At 55.6% G+C, this 22,536-nt stretch carries 24 protein-coding genes; 10 read left to right on the top strand and 14 right to left on the bottom strand.

Annotated features, from left to right (window positions below; translation table 11 throughout):
- Positions 1 to 169 precede the first annotated feature (169 nt).
- From K9U38_RS01705 to K9U38_RS01680, 6 genes are all read left to right on the top strand, one after another.
- On the top strand, positions 170 to 757 hold the full coding sequence (locus tag K9U38_RS01705) for a flavin reductase family protein (protein ID WP_224492601.1): 588 nt from the start codon (positions 170 to 172) through the stop codon (positions 755 to 757).
- Complete coding sequence (locus K9U38_RS01700) at positions 754 to 1,188, top strand: nuclear transport factor 2 family protein (RefSeq protein WP_224492600.1); 435 nt, start codon at positions 754 to 756, stop codon at positions 1,186 to 1,188. The genes K9U38_RS01705 and K9U38_RS01700 overlap by 4 nt, the downstream gene beginning before the upstream one ends.
- A complete protein-coding gene (locus tag K9U38_RS01695; RefSeq protein WP_224492599.1) occupies positions 1,185 to 2,786 on the top strand; it encodes a 4-hydroxyphenylacetate 3-hydroxylase N-terminal domain-containing protein in 1,602 nt (533 codons plus the stop codon). Before K9U38_RS01700 ends, K9U38_RS01695 begins: the two co-directional genes overlap by 4 nt.
- Positions 2,787 to 2,848: 62 nt before the next feature.
- Entirely contained in the window at positions 2,849 to 3,955 is a 1,107-nt protein-coding gene (locus tag K9U38_RS01690) for a maleylacetate reductase (protein ID WP_224492598.1), read from the top strand.
- A complete protein-coding gene (locus tag K9U38_RS01685) occupies positions 3,936 to 4,832 on the top strand; it encodes an intradiol ring-cleavage dioxygenase (RefSeq protein WP_224492597.1) in 897 nt (298 codons plus the stop codon). The genes K9U38_RS01690 and K9U38_RS01685 overlap by 20 nt, the downstream gene beginning before the upstream one ends.
- 243 nt (positions 4,833 to 5,075) lie before the next feature.
- Positions 5,076 to 6,098, top strand: coding sequence for a bestrophin family protein (locus K9U38_RS01680; RefSeq protein ID WP_224492596.1), 1,023 nt, complete (start codon positions 5,076 to 5,078; stop codon positions 6,096 to 6,098).
- A 159-nt stretch (positions 6,099 to 6,257) separates the two neighbouring features.
- Here K9U38_RS01680 and K9U38_RS01675 read toward each other — a convergent pair whose 3' ends face one another.
- The 6 genes from K9U38_RS01675 to K9U38_RS01650 form a co-directional block, all read right to left on the bottom strand.
- Positions 6,258 to 7,184 (bottom strand): Gfo/Idh/MocA family protein, encoded by a 927-nt coding sequence (locus K9U38_RS01675; RefSeq protein ID WP_224492595.1) that lies wholly within the window; start codon positions 7,182 to 7,184, stop codon positions 6,258 to 6,260.
- A 152-nt stretch (positions 7,185 to 7,336) separates the two neighbouring features.
- Entirely contained in the window at positions 7,337 to 8,116 is a 780-nt protein-coding gene (locus K9U38_RS01670) for an SDR family NAD(P)-dependent oxidoreductase (protein ID WP_224492594.1), read from the bottom strand.
- Positions 8,117 to 8,158: 42 nt separating this feature from the next.
- Positions 8,159 to 8,590: a CAP domain-containing protein gene (locus tag K9U38_RS01665; RefSeq protein ID WP_224492593.1), complete on the bottom strand. Its 432-nt coding sequence runs from the start codon at positions 8,588 to 8,590 to the stop codon at positions 8,159 to 8,161.
- Positions 8,591 to 8,773: 183 nt separating this feature from the next.
- The gene (locus K9U38_RS01660; protein WP_224492592.1) at positions 8,774 to 9,163 is read right to left on the bottom strand and encodes a nuclear transport factor 2 family protein; all 390 of its coding nucleotides are present in this window, start codon (positions 9,161 to 9,163) and stop codon (positions 8,774 to 8,776) included.
- 121 nt (positions 9,164 to 9,284) lie between these two features.
- The gene (locus tag K9U38_RS01655; protein WP_224492591.1) at positions 9,285 to 9,770 is read right to left on the bottom strand and encodes a DUF2214 domain-containing protein; all 486 of its coding nucleotides are present in this window, start codon (positions 9,768 to 9,770) and stop codon (positions 9,285 to 9,287) included.
- Positions 9,767 to 10,153, bottom strand: a complete 387-nt coding sequence (locus tag K9U38_RS01650) for a DUF6152 family protein (protein WP_224492590.1) — start codon at positions 10,151 to 10,153, stop codon at positions 9,767 to 9,769. The genes K9U38_RS01655 and K9U38_RS01650 overlap by 4 nt, the downstream gene beginning before the upstream one ends.
- A gap of 271 nt (positions 10,154 to 10,424) precedes the next feature.
- On the opposite strand from K9U38_RS01650, the gene K9U38_RS01645 reads away from it, so the two are divergent.
- A complete protein-coding gene (locus tag K9U38_RS01645; protein WP_224492589.1) occupies positions 10,425 to 12,641 on the top strand; it encodes a bifunctional diguanylate cyclase/phosphodiesterase in 2,217 nt (738 codons plus the stop codon).
- Between the two features lie 136 nt (positions 12,642 to 12,777).
- Complete coding sequence (locus K9U38_RS01640) at positions 12,778 to 13,158, top strand: winged helix-turn-helix domain-containing protein (protein WP_224492588.1); 381 nt, start codon at positions 12,778 to 12,780, stop codon at positions 13,156 to 13,158.
- On the opposite strand, the gene modC is transcribed toward K9U38_RS01640, so the two are convergent.
- From modC to K9U38_RS01615, 5 genes are all read right to left on the bottom strand, one after another.
- Positions 13,152 to 14,228 carry a molybdenum ABC transporter ATP-binding protein gene (gene modC / locus K9U38_RS01635; protein ID WP_224492587.1) on the bottom strand — a complete coding sequence of 359 codons (1,077 nt, stop codon included), beginning with the start codon at positions 14,226 to 14,228 and terminating at the stop codon, positions 13,152 to 13,154. The two genes, K9U38_RS01640 and modC, sit on opposite strands and share 7 nt — an antisense overlap.
- Complete coding sequence (gene modB, locus K9U38_RS01630; RefSeq protein ID WP_224492586.1) at positions 14,225 to 14,926, bottom strand: molybdate ABC transporter permease subunit; 702 nt, start codon at positions 14,924 to 14,926, stop codon at positions 14,225 to 14,227. Before modB ends, modC begins: the two co-directional genes overlap by 4 nt.
- Before the next feature lie 57 nt (positions 14,927 to 14,983).
- Positions 14,984 to 15,781, bottom strand: coding sequence for a molybdate ABC transporter substrate-binding protein (gene modA, locus K9U38_RS01625; RefSeq protein WP_255606874.1), 798 nt, complete (start codon positions 15,779 to 15,781; stop codon positions 14,984 to 14,986).
- A 223-nt stretch (positions 15,782 to 16,004) separates the two neighbouring features.
- A complete protein-coding gene (locus K9U38_RS01620) occupies positions 16,005 to 16,262 on the bottom strand; it encodes a DUF982 domain-containing protein (protein ID WP_224492585.1) in 258 nt (85 codons plus the stop codon).
- Positions 16,263 to 16,676: 414 nt separating this feature from the next.
- Positions 16,677 to 17,240, bottom strand: coding sequence for a L,D-transpeptidase (locus K9U38_RS01615; protein WP_224492584.1), 564 nt, complete (start codon positions 17,238 to 17,240; stop codon positions 16,677 to 16,679).
- A 151-nt stretch (positions 17,241 to 17,391) separates the two neighbouring features.
- Here K9U38_RS01615 and K9U38_RS01610 point away from each other — a divergent pair, with 151 nt between their 5' ends.
- Positions 17,392 to 17,886, top strand: a complete 495-nt coding sequence (locus K9U38_RS01610; protein ID WP_224492583.1) for a hypothetical protein — start codon at positions 17,392 to 17,394, stop codon at positions 17,884 to 17,886.
- Positions 17,783 to 19,114, top strand: a complete 1,332-nt coding sequence (locus tag K9U38_RS01605) for a PQQ-dependent sugar dehydrogenase (protein ID WP_224492582.1) — start codon at positions 17,783 to 17,785, stop codon at positions 19,112 to 19,114. The genes K9U38_RS01610 and K9U38_RS01605 overlap by 104 nt, the downstream gene beginning before the upstream one ends.
- Positions 19,115 to 19,138: 24 nt before the next feature.
- On the opposite strand, the gene K9U38_RS01600 is transcribed toward K9U38_RS01605, so the two are convergent.
- From K9U38_RS01600 to K9U38_RS01590, 3 genes are all read right to left on the bottom strand, one after another.
- Positions 19,139 to 19,534 carry a UCP034077 family protein gene (locus K9U38_RS01600; protein ID WP_224492581.1) on the bottom strand — a complete coding sequence of 132 codons (396 nt, stop codon included), beginning with the start codon at positions 19,532 to 19,534 and terminating at the stop codon, positions 19,139 to 19,141.
- Positions 19,535 to 19,732: 198 nt separating this feature from the next.
- Positions 19,733 to 21,406: an ABC transporter permease gene (locus K9U38_RS01595; RefSeq protein WP_370631801.1), complete on the bottom strand. Its 1,674-nt coding sequence runs from the start codon at positions 21,404 to 21,406 to the stop codon at positions 19,733 to 19,735.
- A gap of 42 nt (positions 21,407 to 21,448) precedes the next feature.
- Positions 21,449 to 22,471 (bottom strand): Fe(3+) ABC transporter substrate-binding protein, encoded by a 1,023-nt coding sequence (locus K9U38_RS01590; RefSeq protein ID WP_224492580.1) that lies wholly within the window; start codon positions 22,469 to 22,471, stop codon positions 21,449 to 21,451.
- Positions 22,472 to 22,536: the final 65 nt, after the last annotated feature.

Genomic DNA, 22,536 nt, shown 5'->3' with positions numbered 1-22,536 from the left:
TTGGACAGATTACGATAGAAACATAACACTGCTGTCAACAAAAAATAAAAATCAACTGTGGAACTGAAGCATCGCAACGCGTTCTGGCGACGCAAGCTGGAGCGATATATGAATATTTTGGCGAGAAGCAAGATAACGCATCGACTTTGTCAATGCGGAGGAGGATTTTATGTCTTGTATTGGCGAACATACTTCCGCGACAGATAATAATACTGAAATAAAAAACAGTTTTTCATGGGAGTTGAATAGTGGTCCCGAAACGCTAGCATTCAAGACGGCCATGAGACGCTTCGTTGGGGGCGTGACCATTATCACGACACTGCACGAAAATCGCCCTTGGGGGATGACGGTCAGTGCCTTCATCCCGGTTTGCATGGAACCGCCCAAGCTACTCGTTAGCGTAAACAGAAACACTATCACAGCGGCCGAAATAACCCGAGACGGAACGTTCGCCGTCAATGTTTTGAGCCAGGAGCAACTTGCTATCTCTCAGCATTGCTCGCAGCAGGGGGCAGACAAATTCATTGAAGAATTCGTGGTTGCGCCCGAGCACCTTCCGTCACGGGTAGCAATGCCCATCCTTTGCAATTCCTTGACTGCATTCGATTGCCGTGTAACCGCCACACTGCTGGTCAACAGCCACCTGGTTTTCATCGCGTCTGTGGAGTCGGTCCTGGCGCCAGCTGCCAAACCCCCTCTCCTGTATGGCGGCGGTTGCTACATGCACAGCGTCAAATTTGAAGGCGCTGTTCAATGACCCAACGAGACGTCATCGGTACACGGCTGCATGATCGCCTCTACGCCGCCTACAACAGCCATGATCTGCCATCCGTAGCAGAACTCTATGCATCGGATGCAACACACGAGGATGTCGCTCATGGATCCCCGAAGTATGGCGTCAAAGCCATCGTCGACGGTTTGCAGCGCTTCCTGAGCTGGTTCCCCGATGCGCAATGGCAGACAGGTACTGCAGTCGTCGACCACAATGGCCTGACTGCGGTTCCATATCTCCTGACCGCGTCACTCCAGAACCAAATGGGTCGGATTGAACCGAAGGGTCAAAGGATTCTTCTACGAGGCGTTCTTGTCCTGCACCTCAATGACGGCCGGATCCAGCGCAGCGAGGATTACTGGGACAGTGCGACGTTCCAGAAACAGTTAGCCAACAATGGAGAGGAAGAGAAATGAGAACTGGTAAGGAATATCTGGAATCGCTTCGGGATGGCCGCAAGGTCTATGTCGGTGGCGAAATCATTGAAGACGTGACCACGCATCCGAAAACGCGCGGATATGCGCAGGCGATCGCAGACTACTACGATCTGCATCTGGATCCGAAGAATCAGGATATCGCGACCTTCATCGATGAGAATGGCAAGCGTCAATCGATGCATTGGTTCCTGCCCAAATCCAAGGAGGACACTGTCCGTCGGCGGAAGTATGCCGACTTCTTGTTCAGGCATTTCAAAGGCGGCATTTTTACGCGTCCTCCTGCCGGAATGAATTGTGTCATGTTCACCCAGGTTGACGACCCGGAGCCATGGGCAGCAAACTCGCGATTCAAGAAAGGCCACCGCGATCTTTCCGGCAATATCCGCCGCCAATGGGAGGAAGTGACGTCAAAAGACCTGGCGATCTCACCAATGTTCGTGGACGTCCAGTTCGACCGTGGACGTGTTGAAGCGCTCGGCGAAACGCCGATGCTGACAGTTGTCGAAGAAAGAGATGACGGCGTCCTCGTCCGTGGATGGAAGGCCATCGGGACCTCCGTACCATTCGTCAACCATCTGCTGATCGGCAATCTGTGGCGACCAGGTCAAACAGCCGAGCAAACAATCTATGCCCTTGTGCCTATCGCAACGCCGGGGATTACTGTCGTTGCCCGTGAATCGCGCGCGGTTCCGGATGCCGACCCCTATGATCGTCCCCTCGCCACGATCGGTGACGAACTGGACGCCATGGTCTACTTCGATGACGTCCTTATTCCCTGGTCGCAAATTCAGCACATAGGAAACCCGGACCACGCGAAGTGGTATCCTCAGCGCCAGTTTGACTGGGTGCATCTGGAAACGCAGGTGCGGCACTGCGTGCATGCCGAATTGATGGTCGGTCTGGCATTGTTGTTGACGCAATCCCTTGGCACCAGTTCAAGCCCAGTAGTCCAGTCGCAACTCGCCGAACTGATCAGGTTCCGCGAGACGTGCACAGCCTTCATGCTCGCAGCCGAAGAGACTGGGTTCGCCACTCCCGGAGGACTGTTCAAACCCAACAACATCTACATCGATTTCGGGCGCGCACACTATCTCGAACATCAGCCTGCCATGGTCAATATGCTTGTAGAGTTCTGCGGACGAGGGATCGTTCTACAGCCCAACAAGCGCGAAATGGACGATCCGTACATCGGGCCAAAACTTGCTGAAGTTCTGCGCGGCGCGGAGATAAGCGCTCATGACCGCATCAAGATCTTCCGCCAGATCAGCGAACGGTTCCTTACCGAGTGGGGTACTCGCCATGAAATGTTCGAGAAGTTCAATGGCACGCCTCTGTACCTTATTAATCTTCTCACGCTGCAACGTACGGAATACCATGTCGATGGTCCTTTGACGCAATTGGCGCGAGAAGTCCTTGGCTTTGGCGACACAGCGGAACTGGGCAAGCGTGCGCAGGAAGCGGAGAAAGCGTCTCACTACGCCAACGTCCGGTTCCAACCGGAGTACGCGCGCGCTCAAGATGTCCACGAAGGCTACATCGGCGCCGGCGTAGACCGGGAGCGAGCGCCTGCCGCATAATTGGTTACGAAACGGACACGTCGGCACCTCCAAAGCCGACGTGTTCCAAGGAGCGTCAGATCATGAACTTCACCTACAATGCGCTACCAACACGGGTCATATTCGGCTCTGGAACCCTAAGCGAGTTGCCAGCCGAAGTCGACCGGCTGGGCATTGCCCGCGCGCTCATCTTGACGACGTCCCATCAAGGAGTTGGGGCGCAGAGAATTGCTCAACTTCTGTCCGCAAGAACGGCTGGAGTTTTTGGCGGCGCGGTGATGCATACCCCAGTGGAAGTTACCGACGATGCCATTGCGCTGGCGAATGAGCTTCGCATTGACGGCCTGGTCGCTATCGGTGGTGGCTCGACCACAGGCCTGTCCAAGGCGATCGCGTTGAGGACCGACCTTCCCCAGGTGGTCGTACCAACGACCTACGCCGGCTCGGAAATGACACCTATTATTGGAGAAACGTCGAACGGAAAGAAGGTAACCCAAAGTAGTCCCAGGGTTCTTCCCGAAACCGTGCTTTACGACGTTGACCTGACAATGACACTGCCGACAAAGTTATCCGGAACAAGCGGTATCAATGCAATCGCCCATGCCGTCGAGGCGTTGTACGCTAAAGACCGAAATCCCGTTGTCAGTCTCATGGCATTGGCAGCCATCAAGCTGCTGGCGAAATCCCTGCCCCTGATCGCGGAGAATCCGCTCCATGGTGAGGCCAGGGCTGACGCGCTTCAAGGTGCCTGGTTATCGGGCATCTGTCTTGGCTCTGTGGGAATGGCACTGCACCATAAATTGTGCCACACGCTGGGCGGCACGTTCAACCTCCCGCACGCCGAGACACATGCGGTCATCTTGCCCCACGCACTTGCATACAATGCTGCTGCTGTACCGGACGTGATGTCCAGTCTGGGAGAAGCGCTTGGTACAAACAATGTCCCGCTTTTTTTCTACGAACTAGCCGGCCGTATTGGTGCGGATCGTTCGCTGCATTCCTTGGGAATGGATGAAAGCGGAGTGAGTGTGGCCGTGGACGAAGCGTTCGCCAATCCCTACTGGAATCCGCGACCGCTTGAGAGGATGGAAATCGAAGCTCTTCTTTGCCGCGCCTTCAACGGCGAGTCACCGCTTGCCGGCAAAACTGTAACCAACAAGGATCTCTCTCATGGACATGCAAAAGGTTGAATCCAACAAGTATGCATACTTTGAGGAAAACACCTCAGCTGAGATTGTCAACGCCCGCATGGGAAGCGAAGCAAGTCCGCGTCTGCGCGAAGTTATGAGTTCGCTGGTAATCCACCTGCATCAGGCTATCAAAGAGGTCGAGCCTACCCACGAGGAATGGAAGCAGGCAATTCAGTTTCTCACGGACGTCGGACACATATGCACGGATTGGAGACAGGAATTCATTCTTCTCTCTGACATTCTCGGTGTTTCCACGCTTGTCGATTCGATCAATAACCGCCGCCCGACCGGGGCAACCGAAAACACGATCCTCGGACCCTTCTACGTGCCCAATGCACCCCGCTACGCAAACGGAGCCAATATTTGCCTCGACGGCAAAGGCGAACCATTGGTCGTAAGCGGACGTGTCCTGAATACTGCGGGCGAGCCCATTCCAGGCGCGACAATTGACGTTTGGCAAACCAATGACGACGGATTTTATGATGTTCAGCAGAAGGGCGTTCAGCCTGACTGGAATCTGAGAGGCGTATTTACGGCTGACGCAGATGGGAAGTATTGGTACCGCTCGGCCAAGCCGCATTTTTATCCGATCCCTGACGACGGACCGGTTGGCAAACTGCTTGGCGTTTTAGGCAGGCATCCGAACCGAGCCGCGCATATCCACTACATTGTCACTGCGCCTGGCTATGCGCCGATCGTCACGCACGTCTTCACTCCAGATTGCCCTTACCTGGACGAAGACGCGGTTTTTGGCGTCAAGCATTCCCTTATCGCGGATTTTCAGAAGATGGAGGATGAGAATCGCGCGGAATCGCTCGAGTTTTCGTGTCCCTTCTGGTCTTTGAACTGGGATTTCGTCTTGGCAAGCCAAGGATAACGGTCTTCGCAGCGGCCGCTTACCTTTGGGGGCCCGGGCCCTATTCGATGGTATGGCATTCCCTACCCCTTAATTCAGTCGACGGAAGACATTCGTCAAATTATTCTCGTCCCTATCCATCTCGCTTCGCGCCTTCTCTGATGCGAAGGTCTGGAGAAAATATCGCTTGGGAGGGTGCAGATTGCGGTCGCGCTTTGGCAATCTCGGCGCTTAGGTAGTTGAAAGCGTACGAATGGTTGAGCCATGCATGTAGGTCGACAGTATAGCATCCCAGAGTTTCTGGCGTGGACGCGAAAAGAATCCAGATGGATCCTTGGTTGGTCGTTGTGCGCCACTATTTTACTTCAACTCTCGGGTTGGAAATACCTCACTGTGCCGGCGCCCATCCTGACCATTGTCGGCTCGGCGCTCGCGATCAGTCTGGCGTTCAAGAACCAGCAATGTTTTGCTCGGTTCAACCAGGCTCTGACACTGTCGGGGCAACTTAACACAAACAGCTTTATCCTGGCCCACAGGTTGATCTCGGTGTTGGGCAATCCAGAGACTGTCCGATCGGGCGTGACACTAGAGCAGATGTTCAATCGCCATTTCGCCTGGCTCACCGCTCTGCGTTTCTCCTTGCGAGAAAAGCGATCCTGGGAAAATAGGTTTGATCCTGGGAACGTTCGGTACCTTGCTCAAATTCCCAGTCCCGAAAGCAGCACTTCACTCGAGGACGAATTGAAAGTCTACCTGTCCGATGACGAGGTGCGGAAAGTAATGGCCCATCCGGATGACAAGGCATCTCTCATCATGGATTGGCAGTATGAAGCCGCTGGCAAACTCCATAAGGAGAATGTTGTTACTGAATACAGATATACGGTGCTCACAGGCGCATTTGATGAACTGTCTCGGCTCCAGGGCGGATTAAAACTCATCAAGAACTACCCATATGCTCGCAATTACTATTCCATTGCCGTCATTTTGAACAAAATGTTCGTGGCGATTGTACCGTTCGGCCTGTATACGTATGCCTACGAGTTGGGTGCATCTGCTGGCGTCGCAGAATGGACGGCTTGGTTGAACGTCCCGTTTAGCGTTCTTGTCTCCTGGGTTTTTGTTTCGTTGGAAAAGGTTGGAGAGAATTCGTCAAACCCCTTTGAAGGAAACGCGAATGATGTCCCTATCTCATCCATCACCCGGAAAATTGAGATCTTGATGCGGGGGATGATAGGCAATTCAAACGACCTGAAACCCATAGAGGCAAAGAACAACATCCTCTTCTGAATTGAAAGATTCAGGATCGGTCGGAGTTGACCATTTGTGAAAAAGGCCCGGCGCGCAGTGCCGGGCCTTTTCTTTTAGCGATTATGACCAATCTCGATGCGCCCGCGATCCTTGCGGTGTCGTTCGGGCGAAAGCCGCCCACGAGTGATCAGCGTGTCGTCAATCGAAAAACGCGGCCACGACCTTCCGCTTGCCAAGCAAGAACGCGTCGGCAACATGACGAAGCGGTGCCAGGTCGACATCGGACCTGCCCGCCGCTATGACCTGCGCGAACCGGCTGTAGAGCGAAGCGTATTCCTGCTCCGGCTCGGAGAATTTGAGTTCGCCATTAATCGACAGTTTCGCGCCGCCTTCCGAGAGAATCATGGTCCCTGCCTCTGTCTCGGCAATGATGTCCCAGGTCTGCTTTCCGGTTTGCCGCCAGTCGAAAACGGCGTGGACCGATAGATCGTTGGCATCCTTGAAGTGCAACTCAGCCGCAATGGGTGCGTCGCAGTTCTCCGGAAATTCAAGTGTTGCCGACGTGATGAAAGCGGCTCTCGGCAATATGTGCGTGACGATCGAAAGCGCGTTGATGCCCGGATCAAAAACACCGAGCCCTCCAGCCTGCCAAATCCAGGCCTGATTCGGGTGCCAGTGACGCACGTCTTCCTTCCAGATGACCTCTACACTCTTGATGCTTGTTGAAGCCAGGAAGGCCCTTGCCGGCTCTACGGCCGGCGCATAGCGCGAATGCCAGCTGGCAAAGAGGGAGACGCTCTTGGCCGCAGCCGTCGCTTCCAGATCCGCTACTTCGGAAAGCGTCGCTCCTGGCGGCTTTTCCAAGAAGACATGCTTGCCGGCCGACAGTGCCTTATGCGCAGCGTCATAGCGATACTGTGGCGGCATGCACAGGGAAACGGCCTGGAGCGATGGCACTGCATCCAGCATTTCCTCAATGGTTTTGTAGGCCGGTACGCCTTCGACGGTGCCTTGACGGCTGGCAGTGGCGACAAGATTGAATTCGGCACTTTTGGCGATTGACGGCAGGTGTTGGTCGCGAACGATTTTGCCGACACCGACTATGCCGAGGTTGATAGGAAACATGTTGTAAACTCACTTTGATGTTCGGCTGGAAGCTGGACCAGTCTCAGCCCGTCTATGAAGCATGCTATTGGTGCAGTGTTTGTATCTTCTGCGCAATGCAAAGTTGCAAGAGCACTTTCTTGCGGAAGGTCGCGTTCGCGTTTTCAGTGGCGTTAAGACAACGACCATCCGCCATCGACCAGTAAATTCAGTCCGGTAACGAGGGATGCTGCAGGCGAAGCGAGAAACACGACAGCACCGACGACATCGTCAGTCTCCCCTATCCGGCCCAACGGTATGTGTCCGAGTGTCCAGTCGTGAAAGTCTTGATCCGCCAGCGCGGGTCTCGTTCCGTCAGTCCATATGAAAGTCGGGGCAACAGTATTGACGGTGATGCCGTATTGCGCCCACTCGGCGGCAAGACAGCGCATGAGATGATTGATGGCTGCCTTGCTCATGCAATAGATCGCCTCGCCCCTCAGCGTCACCGTGCCGGCCTGGGAGCTGATGCTGATGATGCGGCCTGCCCTTTGCGCAATCATATGCCGGGCCACGGTCTGGGTAACCAGAAACGTGCCCTTGATATTGACTTGCAATATCTCGTCTACGTCCGCTTCTGCGACAAGCTCGGCAAGATCGCCGGGAGCGACACCGACATTGTTCACCAGGATATCGATCCTCCCAAATGTCTCGACTGCTTCGGCGACGGCAGATTCGATCTCGGCACGCTTCGATATATCCAGTTTGACGGGAAGGACTTTTCTTCCCATTCCCCTTATTTCCTTGATTACGTCCGCAGACACCGCAACGTCTCGCACACCAAGGATGATATCAGACCCCGCCGCTGCGCATGCGAGGGCGCAAGCACGACCTATCCCACGCGACGCGCCTGTCACAAGCGTCACCTTTCCGCCAAGTCCAAAATCGGGTGCATGTTTTCGCTGCTTTTCCACGACAATCCTCCACCAATCGTCGAACCCGCGGCGCCAGCTTGATCATCCACACGCGAAAAATGTCGAGTAGGCCCCAACGACAGCAACCCCGGCGTATCGCATGTTTGGTCGAAGCAAGTTCGTATTATGGCCCGCGGAATTTCTCCATCCGGAAAAAAGTTGCTGCGCACTCTTATACCTGACTCCGACGTTCTCCGTACATACACCACTGAATCCAGCAGCTTTTGCTTTGGCCGATCGCTGGCGGAAGCCATCGTGGTTTATGTTTCCCCGGACTGCCTGGTAACGGCTGTGTTGCCGTGCCAAGGCCGTCAGCATTTCATTTGCAATCAAAGGAGACAGGCCGCGACTGGCCCTGTAGGAATTGATGAGCTTTAATGTCTCGGGTCCAAAATCGGCGGTCCTCGCTACCGGCTGTGTCGAACCACAGGCCGAAATCAGCACGGCAATGCTGATGGTGTGCAGAATTTTCATTACCGTGCCCCTCCCAGTTCCCCTCATTGCGCTCGCAAGCGGATGCACCAATGCTCGTGCGTTCCATCAGTTTAACTCGTAACAAGGATGATCATCGTCCTTGAATAGCACAATTCGCGGCCGGTGACCTTCGCCGGTCACACATAAATCATTGAGCGGAAAATCCTGACACACGACTTACCGTTACTTCAGGAACGTCTCGCTGTGGGCGTGACACTCCCATCCTTTCGAGCCGCGAATCCATACCGAACTGTCAGCCGCTCGCATTTCTTGCGATTTGCCATCCATGGTAACGCTTTGCCGAACGGTATAGGCAATGAGTGCGACGTCCGGCGTAGGTGTAGACACTTCCACATCTTCGAAGGCATAGGAATCGAGGCTCCAGTCTCCCTCCTCGGTCATCTTGCCCATTTTGTCTTTGTCGATTCTCATAATACCCCGAGCGCCGGTCACGAGAGCTGGCGCACCGGAGAGCTCTGATGTTCGGGTGCCGTCCTTCGCTTTGAGTGCATCCCAGTAGGATTTTTCCAGATTGACGATGTCATCCTTTGTTGGCTTGGCTCGAGCGTTCATGACGTCCTCCGAATGTTGTATCGTCGCAAAACGCTCTATATCCGCCTCAGTTCCCAGAAAACTGGCATGGCAGCCGCGACGCGGTCCTGATAAAAGCGGCCGCCAGTTATGGTCACAACGTTCAGAGAAACCCGATCCAGCGTCCGGCGACAATTGCTGCGATCCAAAGCAGCGCGGAAAAGAGGGCCGCTACGCGCACGGAAGGATGTACCCTCCCGCCTGTCAAAGCACTGTGCCAATGGCGATTGCGTCGCAGGATCAATGCGTTGGCAACGGCCAGTCCAATCAGGGCGACTTTGACAAGGAATGCGGTATTCTGGACATAGGCCAAAGGCCGCACGGTGAATAGAACCGCACCGGTAAGAATGGCACAGGTAACACCCAACGCGGCGACTCGCGAGAGCGGGCGCCCGAGGGGTTGAAGGGGCGCTTGACGCAACAGGCCGAGGATTGTGAAGTCCAGGGTCAAAATCGCGCCGATGATGAGACCGATGGATACGATATGCGCCGCATTGATGAGCAAGTATGCAACCTCAGACCGCCTGAGCGCGATAGCGCCCGGCCATTCAGACAGCGCCTGCAAGAGCTGCGTCAAGGTGTCGATCAATTTGTCTTTATACGTTCAGGATAAAGATCAAAGGTCTTTCCACTCACCGATATCCGCACAGCCTTCATACGCTTCTCCTTCGGATCGGTGGATCGATTGCCCAGAGCCACAATTTCATCGCCAACCTTTGCCGAACCTTCAACAAAGCCAGCGCGCCTGGTCTGGCTCGGATTGGCAAGTTCTATGTGCCACATCCCGTCATTGGCCGTTTCCACATCGAGAGTGGGATGTGGCGGACCAATAAAGATATCGCGGATCACACCTTTCAATTCTATCTGATCGGCCTCGGCCCAGGACCAGCCGTGATGCGCCGCAGCTCCCGATGCAATCAACAGGATCAAAAAGGCAGAGCTCAGGAATCGCTTGAACAAAATCCTCGTCATGTTCGCCTCCCGTGGCTATGCATCCCAAGGTAGAAACGTCGCACTTCCCCGTCAATTGCCGACCAGTCAAACTATCTTGATCCGCGAGCGGCAGCCGATGCGCTTGTTGCAAGAATGCACAACCTAGCCACGAGTAGTAGTTGTGGCCAAAATGAATGCCAGGTTTACCGCCGAGGCGGCTTTCCCTAGGATCACGCCAGCGGAACTTTCAGGGTACCAACGTCTATCTTTAACTGTTTCGGTCTATAACGGCCAAAAGCGAGGCTGCCGCATGTCTGATATCAGACCGTCGTTCACAACCCAAAGGTTCTTGCTGAGGACTGCCTTGCCAGTTCTGGCAGCGGTCCTGGCAATTTGCATCGCCGTATCGGTACTGGTGGTCTGGTCAAGTCGTGAAACCGACAAGGTCGCCGTCTCGCGACAGGAAAGCCTGCTCGCTCTGGTGGTATCGCAAGCGCAGTTTCTGATCGCACATGATCAGGAAAGTTCGACCGTCTGGGATGATGCCGTCCAGCACGTCAAGATGCCTGACAACGTGGATTGGCTGAACAATAATCTAGGCGCTTGGATGAGCACTTATTTCGGCCACGACGGCGCTTATGTCCTCGATACGAAAGACGATCCGATTTTTGCATTTTCCGACGGCAAAATTGCAGAAAACTCCGTCTATGAAACATTGCGACCGGCCGTAGAACCACTTGCCGCGAAACTTCGCGCAATGCTGCGAAATCCCGATCCGAACGGTTATGGCGATCGTGTCTTGAGCCCGGGAGCATCAGAAGTCCTGACCCTCGGTGGACGTCCGGCGATTGTCAGTGTCAAGCCCATCGTGTCCGACACCGGCGCTTTGGAACAGACGGCGGAAGAAACCTACCTGCACGTGGCGGTGCGCTATCTGGACGAGAGTTTCAAGACAGATTTGGAGCGGGATTATCTGTTCACAGGTTTGCGGTTCTCACCTCAGAGCAATTTGGAAACAGGTGAACATGGCTTTCCCCTCCAGTCATCACTGGGTCAAACAATCGGCTATTACATCTGGCAACCCTATCGCCCGGGTTCCACTGTCATATCGCAGATTGCCCCAGCCTTTGCCGGGATTGTGGCACTGATGACGGGAATAATGGCGGCGCTGCTCGTCGTGCTGCGCTTCAGATCGCAGAAACTGCACTCCAGCGAAGAGCGCATGAACTTTCTTGCCCTGCACGATTCGCTGACCGGCCTGCCCAACCGGGTTCATTTCAACGACCGCTTGGACGCGGCGCTCTCGGCCACCAAGGCGGCTCCCCTGGCTGTTCTTTATCTGGACCTCGACCGCTTCAAGCATGTCAACGATACACTGGGACACCCGGTCGGGGACGAACTCATTCGCCAATTCACCGCACGACTAAAGGGCGTTATCGAGGACAAGGGGTTTATTGCACGGCTTGGCGGGGACGAATTCATCGTAATCGTGCCGAAAGCAACGCGACTGCTGGCAATTGAAACGCTCTGCGAGAACATCATCACTGTCGTTCGCCATCCTTTCGATATTGACGGAAATCATATTTTCATTGGCGTGAGCATCGGTGTTGCCATGGCACCTGCCGACGGGACCGAGCGTACGGAGCTGGTGAGAAAGGCCGACATCGCGCTGTACCATGCCAAAACCGCCGGACGGGGCCAATTTGCAGTCTTCGGCACCGAAATGGACACAATGCTGCAGCAGCGTCGGACTCTCGAGCGCGAGCTGCGTGAGGCGCTTTCATCCGACACACAAATTCAGGTCCATTATCAGCCGCTTTATTCTGCCCGCAACACCAAGATTACTGGTGTGGAAGCCCTGCTACGCTGGAAGCATCCCCTGCACGGCTGGATTGCTCCGGATGTTTTCATCCCCATTGCAGAAGAAGCGGGCATGATCGAAGCACTCGGCGAACGTGTCTTGCGTCAGGCCTGCCTGGACGCGATGTCGTGGCCAATCGAAACGGTAGCCGTGAATGTATCCGCCGTGGAACTGCGCAATCCCGCCTATGCTATGAAGGTCGCGAAAATTCTGCTTTCCATAGGTATGGATCCAACACGGCTTGAGCTGGAGGTTACAGAGAGCGCACTGACGGATCGTGCGGGGCATTGCGAACACAATATAAAGTCACTTCGCGCACTCGGCATCACCATTGCGCTCGATGATTTCGGTACCGGCTTTTCCTCACTGGGGCGACTCCAGCAACTGGCAGTCGACCGCATAAAGATCGACCGCTGCTTCGTTCAAGGCTTTGGCCGTTCGACAAACGATGAGGCGATCGTCCGGGCAATTATCGACCTGGCGCATGCGAAAGGTCTGCGCACGACCGCCGAGGGTGTGGAGACGACCGAGCAGAGCGAATATTTGCGTGGTATAGGCTGCGACGATCTCCAGGGCTTCCTTCTGGCACGTCCGGCGCCGGGCCGGGATATTGAGCGGCTTTTGCGAACATCAGGTTCGCTCGGAGCGATTTCGACCACCGGCTAACCACGCTGCCGTTCTGGCGCACCCCTCAAAGGCGAAGCAAACCACAGATCAACAGGGTGGACGATGACAGCAGGTGTACAGGGCCACGAGGCTTGATATAGATGTTTCCAAGAGCCCGATGAAACTTGGTCATGGCATGAACTCACCTTCAAAAAACGACCTGAAAACGGTTCTCCGCATCGATTTTCCGAACAAGGAGAGAATCGGCCGGGGAAAAATGCAGTTGCTGGACCACATCAAGACGACAGGATCCATTTCCGCTGCGGGGCGTGCCATGGACATGTCGTACAGGAGGGCATGGCTTCTGGTCAGCGCGATGAACAGTATGTTTTCGCACCCGGTCGTCGACTCCCAGCGTGGTGGCAAACAGGGCGGCGGTGCGATCGTGACCGAATTCGGCGAAGAGCTGCTCAGTCGCTTTCGGTCCATGGAGCAGAAACTCGAACGGGCCGTCGCATCCGATCTTGATTGGCTCAACGAAAATCGCAGCGGCACCATCCGCGCCGATGATCAGTGATGCTCCAGCGCCACCGTCTTGATAATCGCGAAAACTGTCATTCCCTGCTTGAGGCCCAACCGGTCGCAGGACAATGCCGTAATGTGCGCGAGGATAGGCGTTCCCCCGCAATCGACGCGAACGTCGACAGTGCCTGCCTGATTTGAACTGATTTCGCTGATTGTACCCTCCAACACATTGAGCGCGCTCAGTTGTTGGGGCCCTACAGTCGCCAGCATCACGTCCTTGGCAAGGATATGGACGCGAACCGCCTTACCCGCTGTGATTTCCATGCCTGAGACGTAAATTTGCGAGGACTCGAAACCAATCGTCGCAAGTCGGTGCCTTGGATCATAGGCGCTCACCCTGCCCTCAATGAGAGAACCCGCTTCCCTGCGATTGGCTGCGTCCGATAGAGAGGGCTGGCTCAAAACATCGGCAGCGGTTCCCGTCATCGCCACTTTGCCGTCGCTGACGACGACTACACGGTCGGCGAGCCGGGCAACTTCTGCCACCGAGTGGCTGACATAAACGATCGGCACTTTCACTTCGTCTCGCAGCGCCTCAAGATACGGAAGAATTTCCATCTTCCGTGCACCATCAAGTGCCGCGAGTGGCTCATCCATCAGCAAAAGCCGCGGCGACGAAAGCAAGGCCCTGCCGATGGCAACACGCTGCTTTTCGCCACCCGACAGTTTTTCGGGACGCCTGGCCAGTATGGACTCGATACCGAGAAGATCGACAATTTTTGACAGGTTGCCGGCGTCCCCTGTCTTGGGTGCAAACCAGCGCCCATAGTTCAGGTTTTGCTGAACCGTAAGATGCGGAAACAGGCGTCCCTCCTGGAATACGGTCGCAAAGCGGCGCTTGTGCTTGGGAACAAATATGCCCTTTTGGGTATCCACAAGCACATCGCCGTCAACTTCAACTCTTCCATGATCGGGTCGGGTCAGGCCTGCGATGATACGAATGATCGAAGTCTTGCCGGAACCGGAACGTCCGAACAGTGCGGTAACGCCTCGGTCGGACGTGAAGTTGGCATCGAGTGCGAATTTGCCGAGTCTGTGTTTTGCTTCGAAATGCAGGCTCATTCGATATCCACCCGGCGACCGACCAGATAGGCCATGAATTCCGACGCCATCAACGCTATCATGGAAATGATGACGGAGATGATCGTCAGGCGAAAAGCACCCGCGTCGCCGCCAGGCACCTGCGTGAATGTGTAGATGGCGGCAGACAAGGTCTGCGTCTCTCCCGGAATATTGGAGACGAATGTGATCGTGGCACCAAACTCGCCCATGGCTTTGGCAAAGGAAAGGATCATGCCGGCGATGATCCCGGGCAGGATCAATGGCAATGTCACCGTCGCGAAAACCCAAAAGGGGCTCGCGCCGAGTGTCCCGGCCGCATCCTCAAGCTTGCGATCGACCGCCTCTATCGATAGGCGGATGCTGCGAACCATCAGGGGAAATCCCATCACCCCACAGGCAAGGGCAGCGCCAGTCCACCGGAACGACAGGACGATGCCGAGATATTCGTCGAGAAATGCACCGATCGGACCGCGCCTGCCAAACAGGAGTAGCAGGATGAATCCTGTCACCACCGGCGGCAGAATCAGCGGTAGATGAACGAGCCCATTGAGAACGGACTTTCCCCAAAACTTGCCCCGTGCCAGCAACCAGCCGACCCCAATGCCGAAAGGCAGGCTCACAAGCATCGCCACCGACGCTATGCGCAGGGTAAGGTGGACAGCGGTCCATTCTTCGTTGGTGAGTGAGAACCAGTTCAAGACGTCAGGCCCCCACCCTGATTAAAACGGCTCCAGGTTGCCGCCCGGAAGCAAGTGTCATTGCTTGAGTACTGTGAAACCTTGCTTTTCAAAGAATGGCACAGCCTTGTCCGATTTGATGTAGTCAAACAGCGACACCGCATCGGCATTCTTGCTCTCGCTGAGTATTGCAAGCGGATAGATGATCGGCTTGTGGCTGTCTTCCGGAAAGGTACCGATTATTTTCACTTCCTTGTCGGCTGCGGCATCGGTCTGATAAACGATTCCATAAGGCGCTTCGCCGCGCGATACGAGCAGCAGCGCAGCGCGCACACTCTCGGCTCCGGCAACCTTGCTCTCAACCGACGACCAAACGCCCAGCGATTCAAGCGCGGACTTGCCATACTTGCCGGCTGGAACCGTATCCACTGCACCCATCGCAAGGCGGCCGTCGCCCAGAAGCTTGGCAAGGTCGAAACCTTTTTTGATTTCGACAGGCTCAACATTGTCCTTGGAAGCGACGAGCACGATGCGGTTGCCCAACAGATTCGTGCGCGTATCTGCGTTGATCAGACTCTTCTTTTCGACATAGTCCATCCAGTCGAGATCAGCAGATATAAAGATGTCAGCGGGCGCTCCGGATTCGATCTGCTTTGCCAGAGCCGAACTTGCGGCATAAGATATCGTGGCATCCTTGCCGGTCTCTTTCTGCCAAGCTGCAGTGATGTCATCAAGTGCATTCTTGAGGCTGGCTGCCGCGAAGACGGTTACTTTTTCTGCAGCTTCCGCCGGTGCACTGACAGACGGTATGCCGAGCCACATGCCCGCTATTGCGGCAACAGTCAATTTTATCCAAAGACGACGTTGAATACCCATATTATCCTCCGGTTCTGGCATCGAGATGTTTGCCTGAATATATCGCCGGGCGTAAGATATCCAGCGTTATATTTTTGAGGATACATAGAAACTCAATTCGCTGGGCCGTCCCTGCAAGCGACGATTGAGCGTGACCAATCGCAGCAGCATGTAGCGCAGGGCGCGATCACACCCTGACGGGTGAAGGTCTCAGATAGAACAGAGGTGTTTCCACAGGAGGCCGCTATTTTGCCGACGGGTTGTCGACAAGAACGCCCGCGCGTCGCGCTGCCCTGACAAATGCCTGCCTTGCTTTGGCGGCCGTCATCCATCCTTCAAGCGCATCTTTGCAGATGCGGACAGCGCGCTTGTACTCGACACCTTCCTGCTGCGGCCATTGATTGCGGAGGCACTCCAAAGCTTCCCACGCGGAAGCGACAAACCGGAGCCCCATGGCACCAAGGCTGACCATTACCGGCGTTGCAAAAGTCTTGTCTTCCATCACATCCACCCCCTGTACCCGAGGCCCTGAATGCAACTTTTGGAGGTTCGACAAAACTGCGCCGATCTGTGCGGTAGCGCGTTTTCTAGACACAAGAATTCGCTCCCGCTTTGTGCAGGAAAATGCTGCTGAACCTTAGACGACGGAATGTTTTTGGTATGACTAAATTTTGAAAGCATAGTTGAACTCCACACAAGTGAATTGCAAACTATGTTTCCACCCTACACCCCATTCGTTTTTATTTGCTTTTCAGGGCTGTTTAACGATCTCAGATTTGAGCTGCAACTGCAATACTCAATTCGGCGGATATAGGCAGTATCTTTGGACTCATGCCGCTGGCAACGCCCGAAGCGGACACCCTGAACTGCCAAAAATAGGGGTGGCGGCACCGGTGCATGCCGCCACTCGCAATGATCAAAGAACCACGACAGTTGCGCCGACGCCAACGCGCTCATAAAGATCGATGACATGGTCATTGGTCAAGCGGATGCACCCGTTGGAGATGCTTTGCCCGATGGTCCACGGTTGTATGGTGCCATGGATCCGGTAATAGGTGTCGCGGCCGCCCTGATAAAGATAGAGGGCACGCGCTCCGAGCGGGTTCGTGGGGCCACCATCGACGCCTACGGCGTATTTCGCATATTTGGCGGGCTCGCGCTTGATCATGTCCTTGGTCGGGATCCACCGTGGCCAGGTTGCCTTCCGGCCCACCAGCGCCTTACCTGACCATTCGAGACCGGCCCGACCAACACCGATACCATAGCGGCGAGCACTGGAGCTGCTCTCGACCAGGTAAAGGAATTTGTTCTTCGGATCGACAACAACCGATCCGGCAGGCAAATCGCTTTGGTAGGCTACGCTTTGCGGCTGATAGATTGAATCCAATTGATAGGACTTTTTCTTCGCTTGGGCCGATGCTGTCCCGGGCACAAGTACTGTCGCAGCCAACCCAGCGGCAAACCAACGTCTGGTAATCATTTCTTCCTCGTTTTCTGATGTTCAGGTCTGTGTCGCGAGCGGAAAATCAGATTCGAGGTGGTTTCTGCAGCACGTCAGGAACCCAGGAACTGGCCTGCGGTACAGTTTCCCCCAATGGCGGGCACATTGCCTGAGCCATCCGGATCGAGCGATGGGCCGCGGTCTCCAACCAGTCACCATGGCAGATTTGCTTGCGGGCCGGGCAATCAGCTCCGACACCGGCCGTCAAAGTGGTGTCATTGCTGTCGGTAGCTGGATCGAGGCGCTGCTGCCATCCGGCAACCGCGGCCATGCCACCAGGGAGGCCGGGCGCAGCATGGACAATGCCATGCAGGCCAATACAGGCCAGCGTGGCAATTCTGAGCAGGAATCGAGTCAATCGTTCGAACATGGCGGTGTCTTAACGCCGCCCGGTTCGCAATGGGTAAACAATGTTTTCAAAATTTCGTTATCGATCAATCATTTGATGGGGTGTCATCAGCAACTGAATATGATCCAATCCGACCATCTGTATGAATTCTGGCAATGTAATAGGATCGCAAATGAAAGCCTTGGCACTTGGCATCTCAACGATCGTCGTGCTTGCACTGCTGGTGGTTGCCGGCGTTCGATTGTATTCGCGCGAATCCGCAACCATCCCTATTGAAGAGGGGTACGGCCCCAACCCGACGCTTCCCCCGCCAAATCCCAAACCGATACCTACAGTCAATATCGCACCGGCCGATTCCTGGCCAGAGGGAGTAACTCCGACTGCGGCCCAAGGGTTAAAGGTGAATGCTTTTGCCAGGAACCTTGATCACCCGCGTTGGCTGCATGTTCTGCCCAATGGTGATGTGCTCGTTGCTGAATCGAACAACCCTGCCGACAAAAACCCAAGCTTCAGCATTCGTGGCTGGATCAGCAGCGTCGTCATGAAACGCGCTGGTGCAAACGCTACAAGTGCCAACCGTATCACGTTAATGCGTGACGCTGATCATGATGGCGTCGCCGAGATCCACGAGACATTTCTTGAGGGGTTGAATTCACCCTTTGGCATGACCCTGTCCGATGGGAAACTCTATGTGGCGAACACTGACGCCATCGTTGCGTTTCCCTATACCGACGGCGACACCGAAATTTCCGCAGCCCCGGAAAAGATCGTCGATCTGCCAGCCTGGCCCATCAATCATCACTGGACCAAGGATGTCATCGCCAGTGCGGACGGGCTAAAACTTTATGCAACAGTCGGCTCGAACAGCAATGTGGGTGAGAATGGACCTGATGCGGAAAGGAACCGGGCAGCCGTCCTTGAAATCGACCTTGCGACGCGCAACATCCGGGTCTTCGCCTCGGGCCTGCGCAATCCCAATGGGCTGTCGTGGAACCCCGAGACCGGGGAGTTATGGGTAGCAGTCAATGAACGCGACGAGATCGGCAGCGATCTGGTACCTGACTACCTGACGTCCGTTCGCGACGGCGGATTCTATGGCTGGCCTTTCAGCTACTTCGGTCAGAACGTCGATGTACGAGCGAAGCCTCCTCGTCCGGATCTTGTTGAAAAGGCAATCAAGCCGGACTATGCGCTCGGGCCCCATACCGCCTCCCTTGGCCTGACGTTCAACACCGGTATGCTGTTCGACCAGGAATACAGGAACGGCGCTTTTATCGGCCAGCATGGCTCATGGAACCGGAAGCCCCGCAGCGGCTACAAGGTCATCTTCGTGCCATTTGCAAACGGCAAGCCCAATGGTGCCCCGAAAGACATACTCACCGGCTTCATCAGTGATGCAGACACGGCTCGCGGCCGCCCGGTCGGCGTTGCAATCGACAAGTCCGGCGCCCTGCTGGTTGCAGACGATGTGGGCAACACTATCTGGCGCGTCGTTCCCGATTGAGCCGGAGCGAGGACCGTCCAGGATTCACTGCGTATTGACCATGGGACTGCCGTCGTCGTCCTTTGGCGCGGTAAACGGCATGGTAAATACCTGACCTGCGATACCCTCCGCCAGTCCGGACGAGAATGTCAGCGGCATGCAGCTGCTCAACGCATCGATCGCCGATGCGATGAACTGTTTGCGAGCTTTGTCGTCCCCCTCGACCGCGATGGCCGTTGGCCGCGGCGGCCCTAGCAAGCTTCCATCGCGCTTGAAGCTGAAACTCAATGTCACAGTGCCCTTCGAATCCGAAGGGGCGTTCCAGCAAGACGCGATGACACGCCCCACATCATCCATTGTCTTGAGCGCCTGAGCTTCGGATGGCGTTGCCAAACACATCAGGACCGCGCTTGCGATAGCAAAAGATTTGAAATTGCTCATTTCAATACTCCTACCCTACCCTTGGATGCTACAATTTATTTAAAAGTCGAAGCATCTCCGGCGTTACAAGCGCCATTTTCACCAGAACACCGGCGAGCTGAATTGATTCAGCACCTCCACAACCAAGAATACAATAGAATATCACCAATCCGATGCCAGATCGATATTTACAGTAACGGAGGGTAAATAGGACGCGGTTCAGGCCTTGGGCCGTCCGACTTTCGACAGAAGGATGACGGGGATTATGCCGATGATCACGATAGCCAGGGCAGCGATCGCTGCCTCTTCATAGGTACCACGCGCCGCCTCTCCATAGAGATGCGTGGCGAATGTCTCGAAGTTGAGAGGGCGCAGAAGTAGCGTCGCAGGCAACTCCTTGACGCAATCAACAAACACCAGCAGACCTCCGGCCGTCAGAGCTGCCTTTGACAGCGGGAGATGGATATATCTGAACGTGCCTTCGGTTGTCTGCCCGAGCGTCCTCGCAGCATGGTCGAAAGACTGCGGTATTCGCGCCAGCCCCGCCTCGGTTCCGCCTGCAGATATGGCCAGAAACCTTGCGGTGTAGGCATATAGCAGCGCTGCTCCAGAACCTATGAACAGCAAGCCGGTCGACAGTCCGAACCAGGCAATCGCGGCCTGGTCGATAAGGCGGTCGACCATTGCCAGTATAACCAGAACGCCGATGGCAACCACTGTACCAGGCGCCGCGTAGCCCATTGTTGAGAGCCGGTAGAACCAGATCGACATTCGCCCGGGCTGCAGGCGCATTGCATATGCCACGACAAGGCCAAACAGCAGGGTGATTGCCGTGGCCGCTGCCGCAACCACGACCGTGTTGATCGCCTCTGACAGAAATCGGGGAGATAGGCCCGCAAACAGGAAGCGTGACCACGCATGGGTCACAAGGTAGCTCGCGGGTGCGACAAAACCAATGACGACGGGAAGCAGGCCCAGACAAAACAGAAGCAAGCCCTTTGTGGCAGTGACCCTATGGGGCTCGAAGTAGCGGCTCCTTTGCGCACTGATCGAATAGCGCTGTTCGCGCCGTGCCCAGCGCTCCAACGCAATCAGCGCCACCACCACGAAAAGCAGCGACAGCGCGATTTGTGCCGCACCGGGCAAATCCCCCCGCGTCACCCATGTCGTGTAGATCGAGACGGTCAGCGTGCGTACCCCCAAAAACTCGGAGGCACCGATATCATTCAAAGTCTCCATGAGCGCCAGGCTGATCCCCACGGCGATCGCGGGGCGCGCAAGCGGAAGGGCTACATGCCAGAACACCCTGCGCCGCGAAATGCCCAGAGTCCGTGATGCTTCGATCAGGTTAGCCGTTTGGGTAAGGAACATCGCCCGGGTTGGAATATAGACGTATGGGTAAAGCACGAAGCCCAGCAGGAAGATGCAGCCGGTTATGGACCGAATGTCGGGTAGTCGGAATTCGCGAGGACTGGAATAACCCAACAGCCAGCGGATCGCCCCTTGGACAGGGCCGACCGGATGAAGGATGTCGAGGTAAGCGTACGCGATGATGTATGTTGGCACGGCAAGGGGCAGGAGCAACGCCCATTCGAGGACGCCGCGGCCGGGAAAATCATAGGCAGTGACCAGCCAGGCGGTTGTCGTGCCGAGCACTGCCGCCAGCAGGCCCACCCCGCACAGTAGAATGACGGTATCCTTCAACGCGACCGGAAGGATCGTGCTGATCAGATGCGACCATAGCCCGGCGGAGCCCTGCAGTGCCTGGAAGACGAGGGCCAAAACCGGCAGCAGCACAAGCATGGCTATAAGCCCGGCCGACACCAGCCAGGCCGTTCCGGAGCGTCGGTAAGCCCGGCTTTGTGCCGGAGTATCGGTCAGATTTGCGGTCATCGGCGGACACAGCGGGTGGAGCCAGGCGCCACCCGCCTGTCATCAATTGTCGAAGCCGACCTTGTCGACCAGCTCGCTCGCCTGCTTCCGAAATTTCACGACTTCGATCAGAGGCGTTGGATCAATCTTGAGCTCGCCGAACGCTGCAATGATCGGGTCCGTTGGCGCTCCCGGCTTCACCGGATATTCGTAGTTGGCCTTGGCGTAGATGCCCTGGGCTTCGTCGGAGACGAGATACTCCAGAAGCTTGATCGCTTCTTCCTTGTTGGGCGCGTGCTTGGCTACTGCAGCGCCGCTGATGTTGACCTGCGTGCCGCCTTCCTTGAACGTTGGCAGTATAATCTTGATGGCCTCGCCCCAGGCAGCCTGTTCAGGGCCGCCCTTGCCCGACCGCATCAGTCCGACATAATAGGAATTTGCAATGGCAATGTCGCATATGCCACCCATGATATCCTTGGCCCCGTCACGATCGCCGCCGGCTGCCTTGCGTGCGAGATTGGCCTTCAATCCTGTCAGCCACTCTTCCGCATCTTCAACACCATGGTGCGCTATGTAGTCGGCAAACAGCGCAGTGTTGTAAGGATGTTGGCCGGCGCGAATGCAAACCTTGCCTTTCCACTTGGGGTCTGAAAGATCTTCATAATTGAAGGACTCGAGGTCGAGGTCTTTTGCGGCATAGAGGACACGCGCGCGCATCGAAAGGGCGAACCAATTGCCCTGCGGGTCACGCAGCTGCGCTGGTATGGATTCGTTCAGCACGGTCGAAGTGACAGGCTGGGTGACGCCCTTTTCCACGAGGTCAACCAGATTGCCGGCATCGACTGCCATAAGGATGTCAGCCGGCGAGCTCTCGCCTTCGGATGCGACGCGTTCGGCAAGCCCGTCTTTCAGGAAGACGGTATTGACGTTGATGCCTGTCGCAGTCTTGAAGGAATCGAGAAGCGGCTGGATCAGTCCGGGCTCACGCGTCGTGTAGATATTGACTTCAGCCGCCGCAGCGGTGCCGCCCATCAGCGCGACCGACCCCGCGACCAATATCGACTTGGTTATGGCAAACCTGTTCATCGTACATACCCCCCTTAATTTCTGGACAAATATCACAGTGCTGAAACATATAAGAGTAAAGCAAT

Source organism: Phyllobacterium lublinensis (assembly GCF_020164435.1).
GTDB lineage: Bacteria > Pseudomonadota > Alphaproteobacteria > Rhizobiales > Rhizobiaceae > Phyllobacterium > Phyllobacterium lublinensis.
The sequence above is the reverse complement of the archived record's forward strand: the minus strand, read 5'-3'. Positions and strand labels throughout refer to the sequence as shown.

Excerpts from the sequence above, each read along its gene's own strand:
- K9U38_RS01705 (WP_224492601.1), top strand. The coding sequence starts at position 170 with ATGTCTTGTATTGGCGAACATACTTCCGCGACAGATAATAATACTGAA.
- K9U38_RS01700 (WP_224492600.1), top strand. The coding sequence starts at position 754 with ATGACCCAACGAGACGTCATCGGTACACGGCTGCATGATCGCCTCTAC.
- K9U38_RS01695 (WP_224492599.1), top strand. The coding sequence starts at position 1,185 with ATGAGAACTGGTAAGGAATATCTGGAATCGCTTCGGGATGGCCGCAAG.
- K9U38_RS01690 (WP_224492598.1), top strand. The coding sequence starts at position 2,849 with ATGAACTTCACCTACAATGCGCTACCAACACGGGTCATATTCGGCTCT.
- K9U38_RS01685 (WP_224492597.1), top strand. The coding sequence starts at position 3,936 with ATGGACATGCAAAAGGTTGAATCCAACAAGTATGCATACTTTGAGGAA.
- K9U38_RS01680 (WP_224492596.1), top strand. The coding sequence starts at position 5,076 with ATGCATGTAGGTCGACAGTATAGCATCCCAGAGTTTCTGGCGTGGACG.
- K9U38_RS01675 (WP_224492595.1), bottom strand. The coding sequence starts at position 7,184 with ATGTTTCCTATCAACCTCGGCATAGTCGGTGTCGGCAAAATCGTTCGC.
- K9U38_RS01665 (WP_224492593.1), bottom strand. The coding sequence starts at position 8,590 with ATGAAAATTCTGCACACCATCAGCATTGCCGTGCTGATTTCGGCCTGT.
- K9U38_RS01660 (WP_224492592.1), bottom strand. The coding sequence starts at position 9,163 with ATGAACGCTCGAGCCAAGCCAACAAAGGATGACATCGTCAATCTGGAA.
- K9U38_RS01650 (WP_224492590.1), bottom strand. The coding sequence starts at position 10,153 with ATGACGAGGATTTTGTTCAAGCGATTCCTGAGCTCTGCCTTTTTGATC.
- K9U38_RS01645 (WP_224492589.1), top strand. The coding sequence starts at position 10,425 with ATGTCTGATATCAGACCGTCGTTCACAACCCAAAGGTTCTTGCTGAGG.
- K9U38_RS01640 (WP_224492588.1), top strand. The coding sequence starts at position 12,778 with ATGAACTCACCTTCAAAAAACGACCTGAAAACGGTTCTCCGCATCGAT.
- modC (WP_224492587.1), bottom strand. The coding sequence starts at position 14,228 with ATGAGCCTGCATTTCGAAGCAAAACACAGACTCGGCAAATTCGCACTC.
- modA (WP_255606874.1), bottom strand. The coding sequence starts at position 15,781 with ATGGGTATTCAACGTCGTCTTTGGATAAAATTGACTGTTGCCGCAATA.
- K9U38_RS01620 (WP_224492585.1), bottom strand. The coding sequence starts at position 16,262 with ATGGAAGACAAGACTTTTGCAACGCCGGTAATGGTCAGCCTTGGTGCC.
- K9U38_RS01615 (WP_224492584.1), bottom strand. The coding sequence starts at position 17,240 with ATGATTACCAGACGTTGGTTTGCCGCTGGGTTGGCTGCGACAGTACTT.
- K9U38_RS01610 (WP_224492583.1), top strand. The coding sequence starts at position 17,392 with ATGGGCCGCGGTCTCCAACCAGTCACCATGGCAGATTTGCTTGCGGGC.
- K9U38_RS01605 (WP_224492582.1), top strand. The coding sequence starts at position 17,783 with ATGAAAGCCTTGGCACTTGGCATCTCAACGATCGTCGTGCTTGCACTG.
- K9U38_RS01600 (WP_224492581.1), bottom strand. The coding sequence starts at position 19,534 with ATGAGCAATTTCAAATCTTTTGCTATCGCAAGCGCGGTCCTGATGTGT.
- K9U38_RS01595 (WP_370631801.1), bottom strand. The coding sequence starts at position 21,406 with ATGACCGCAAATCTGACCGATACTCCGGCACAAAGCCGGGCTTACCGA.
- K9U38_RS01590 (WP_224492580.1), bottom strand. The coding sequence starts at position 22,471 with ATGAACAGGTTTGCCATAACCAAGTCGATATTGGTCGCGGGGTCGGTC.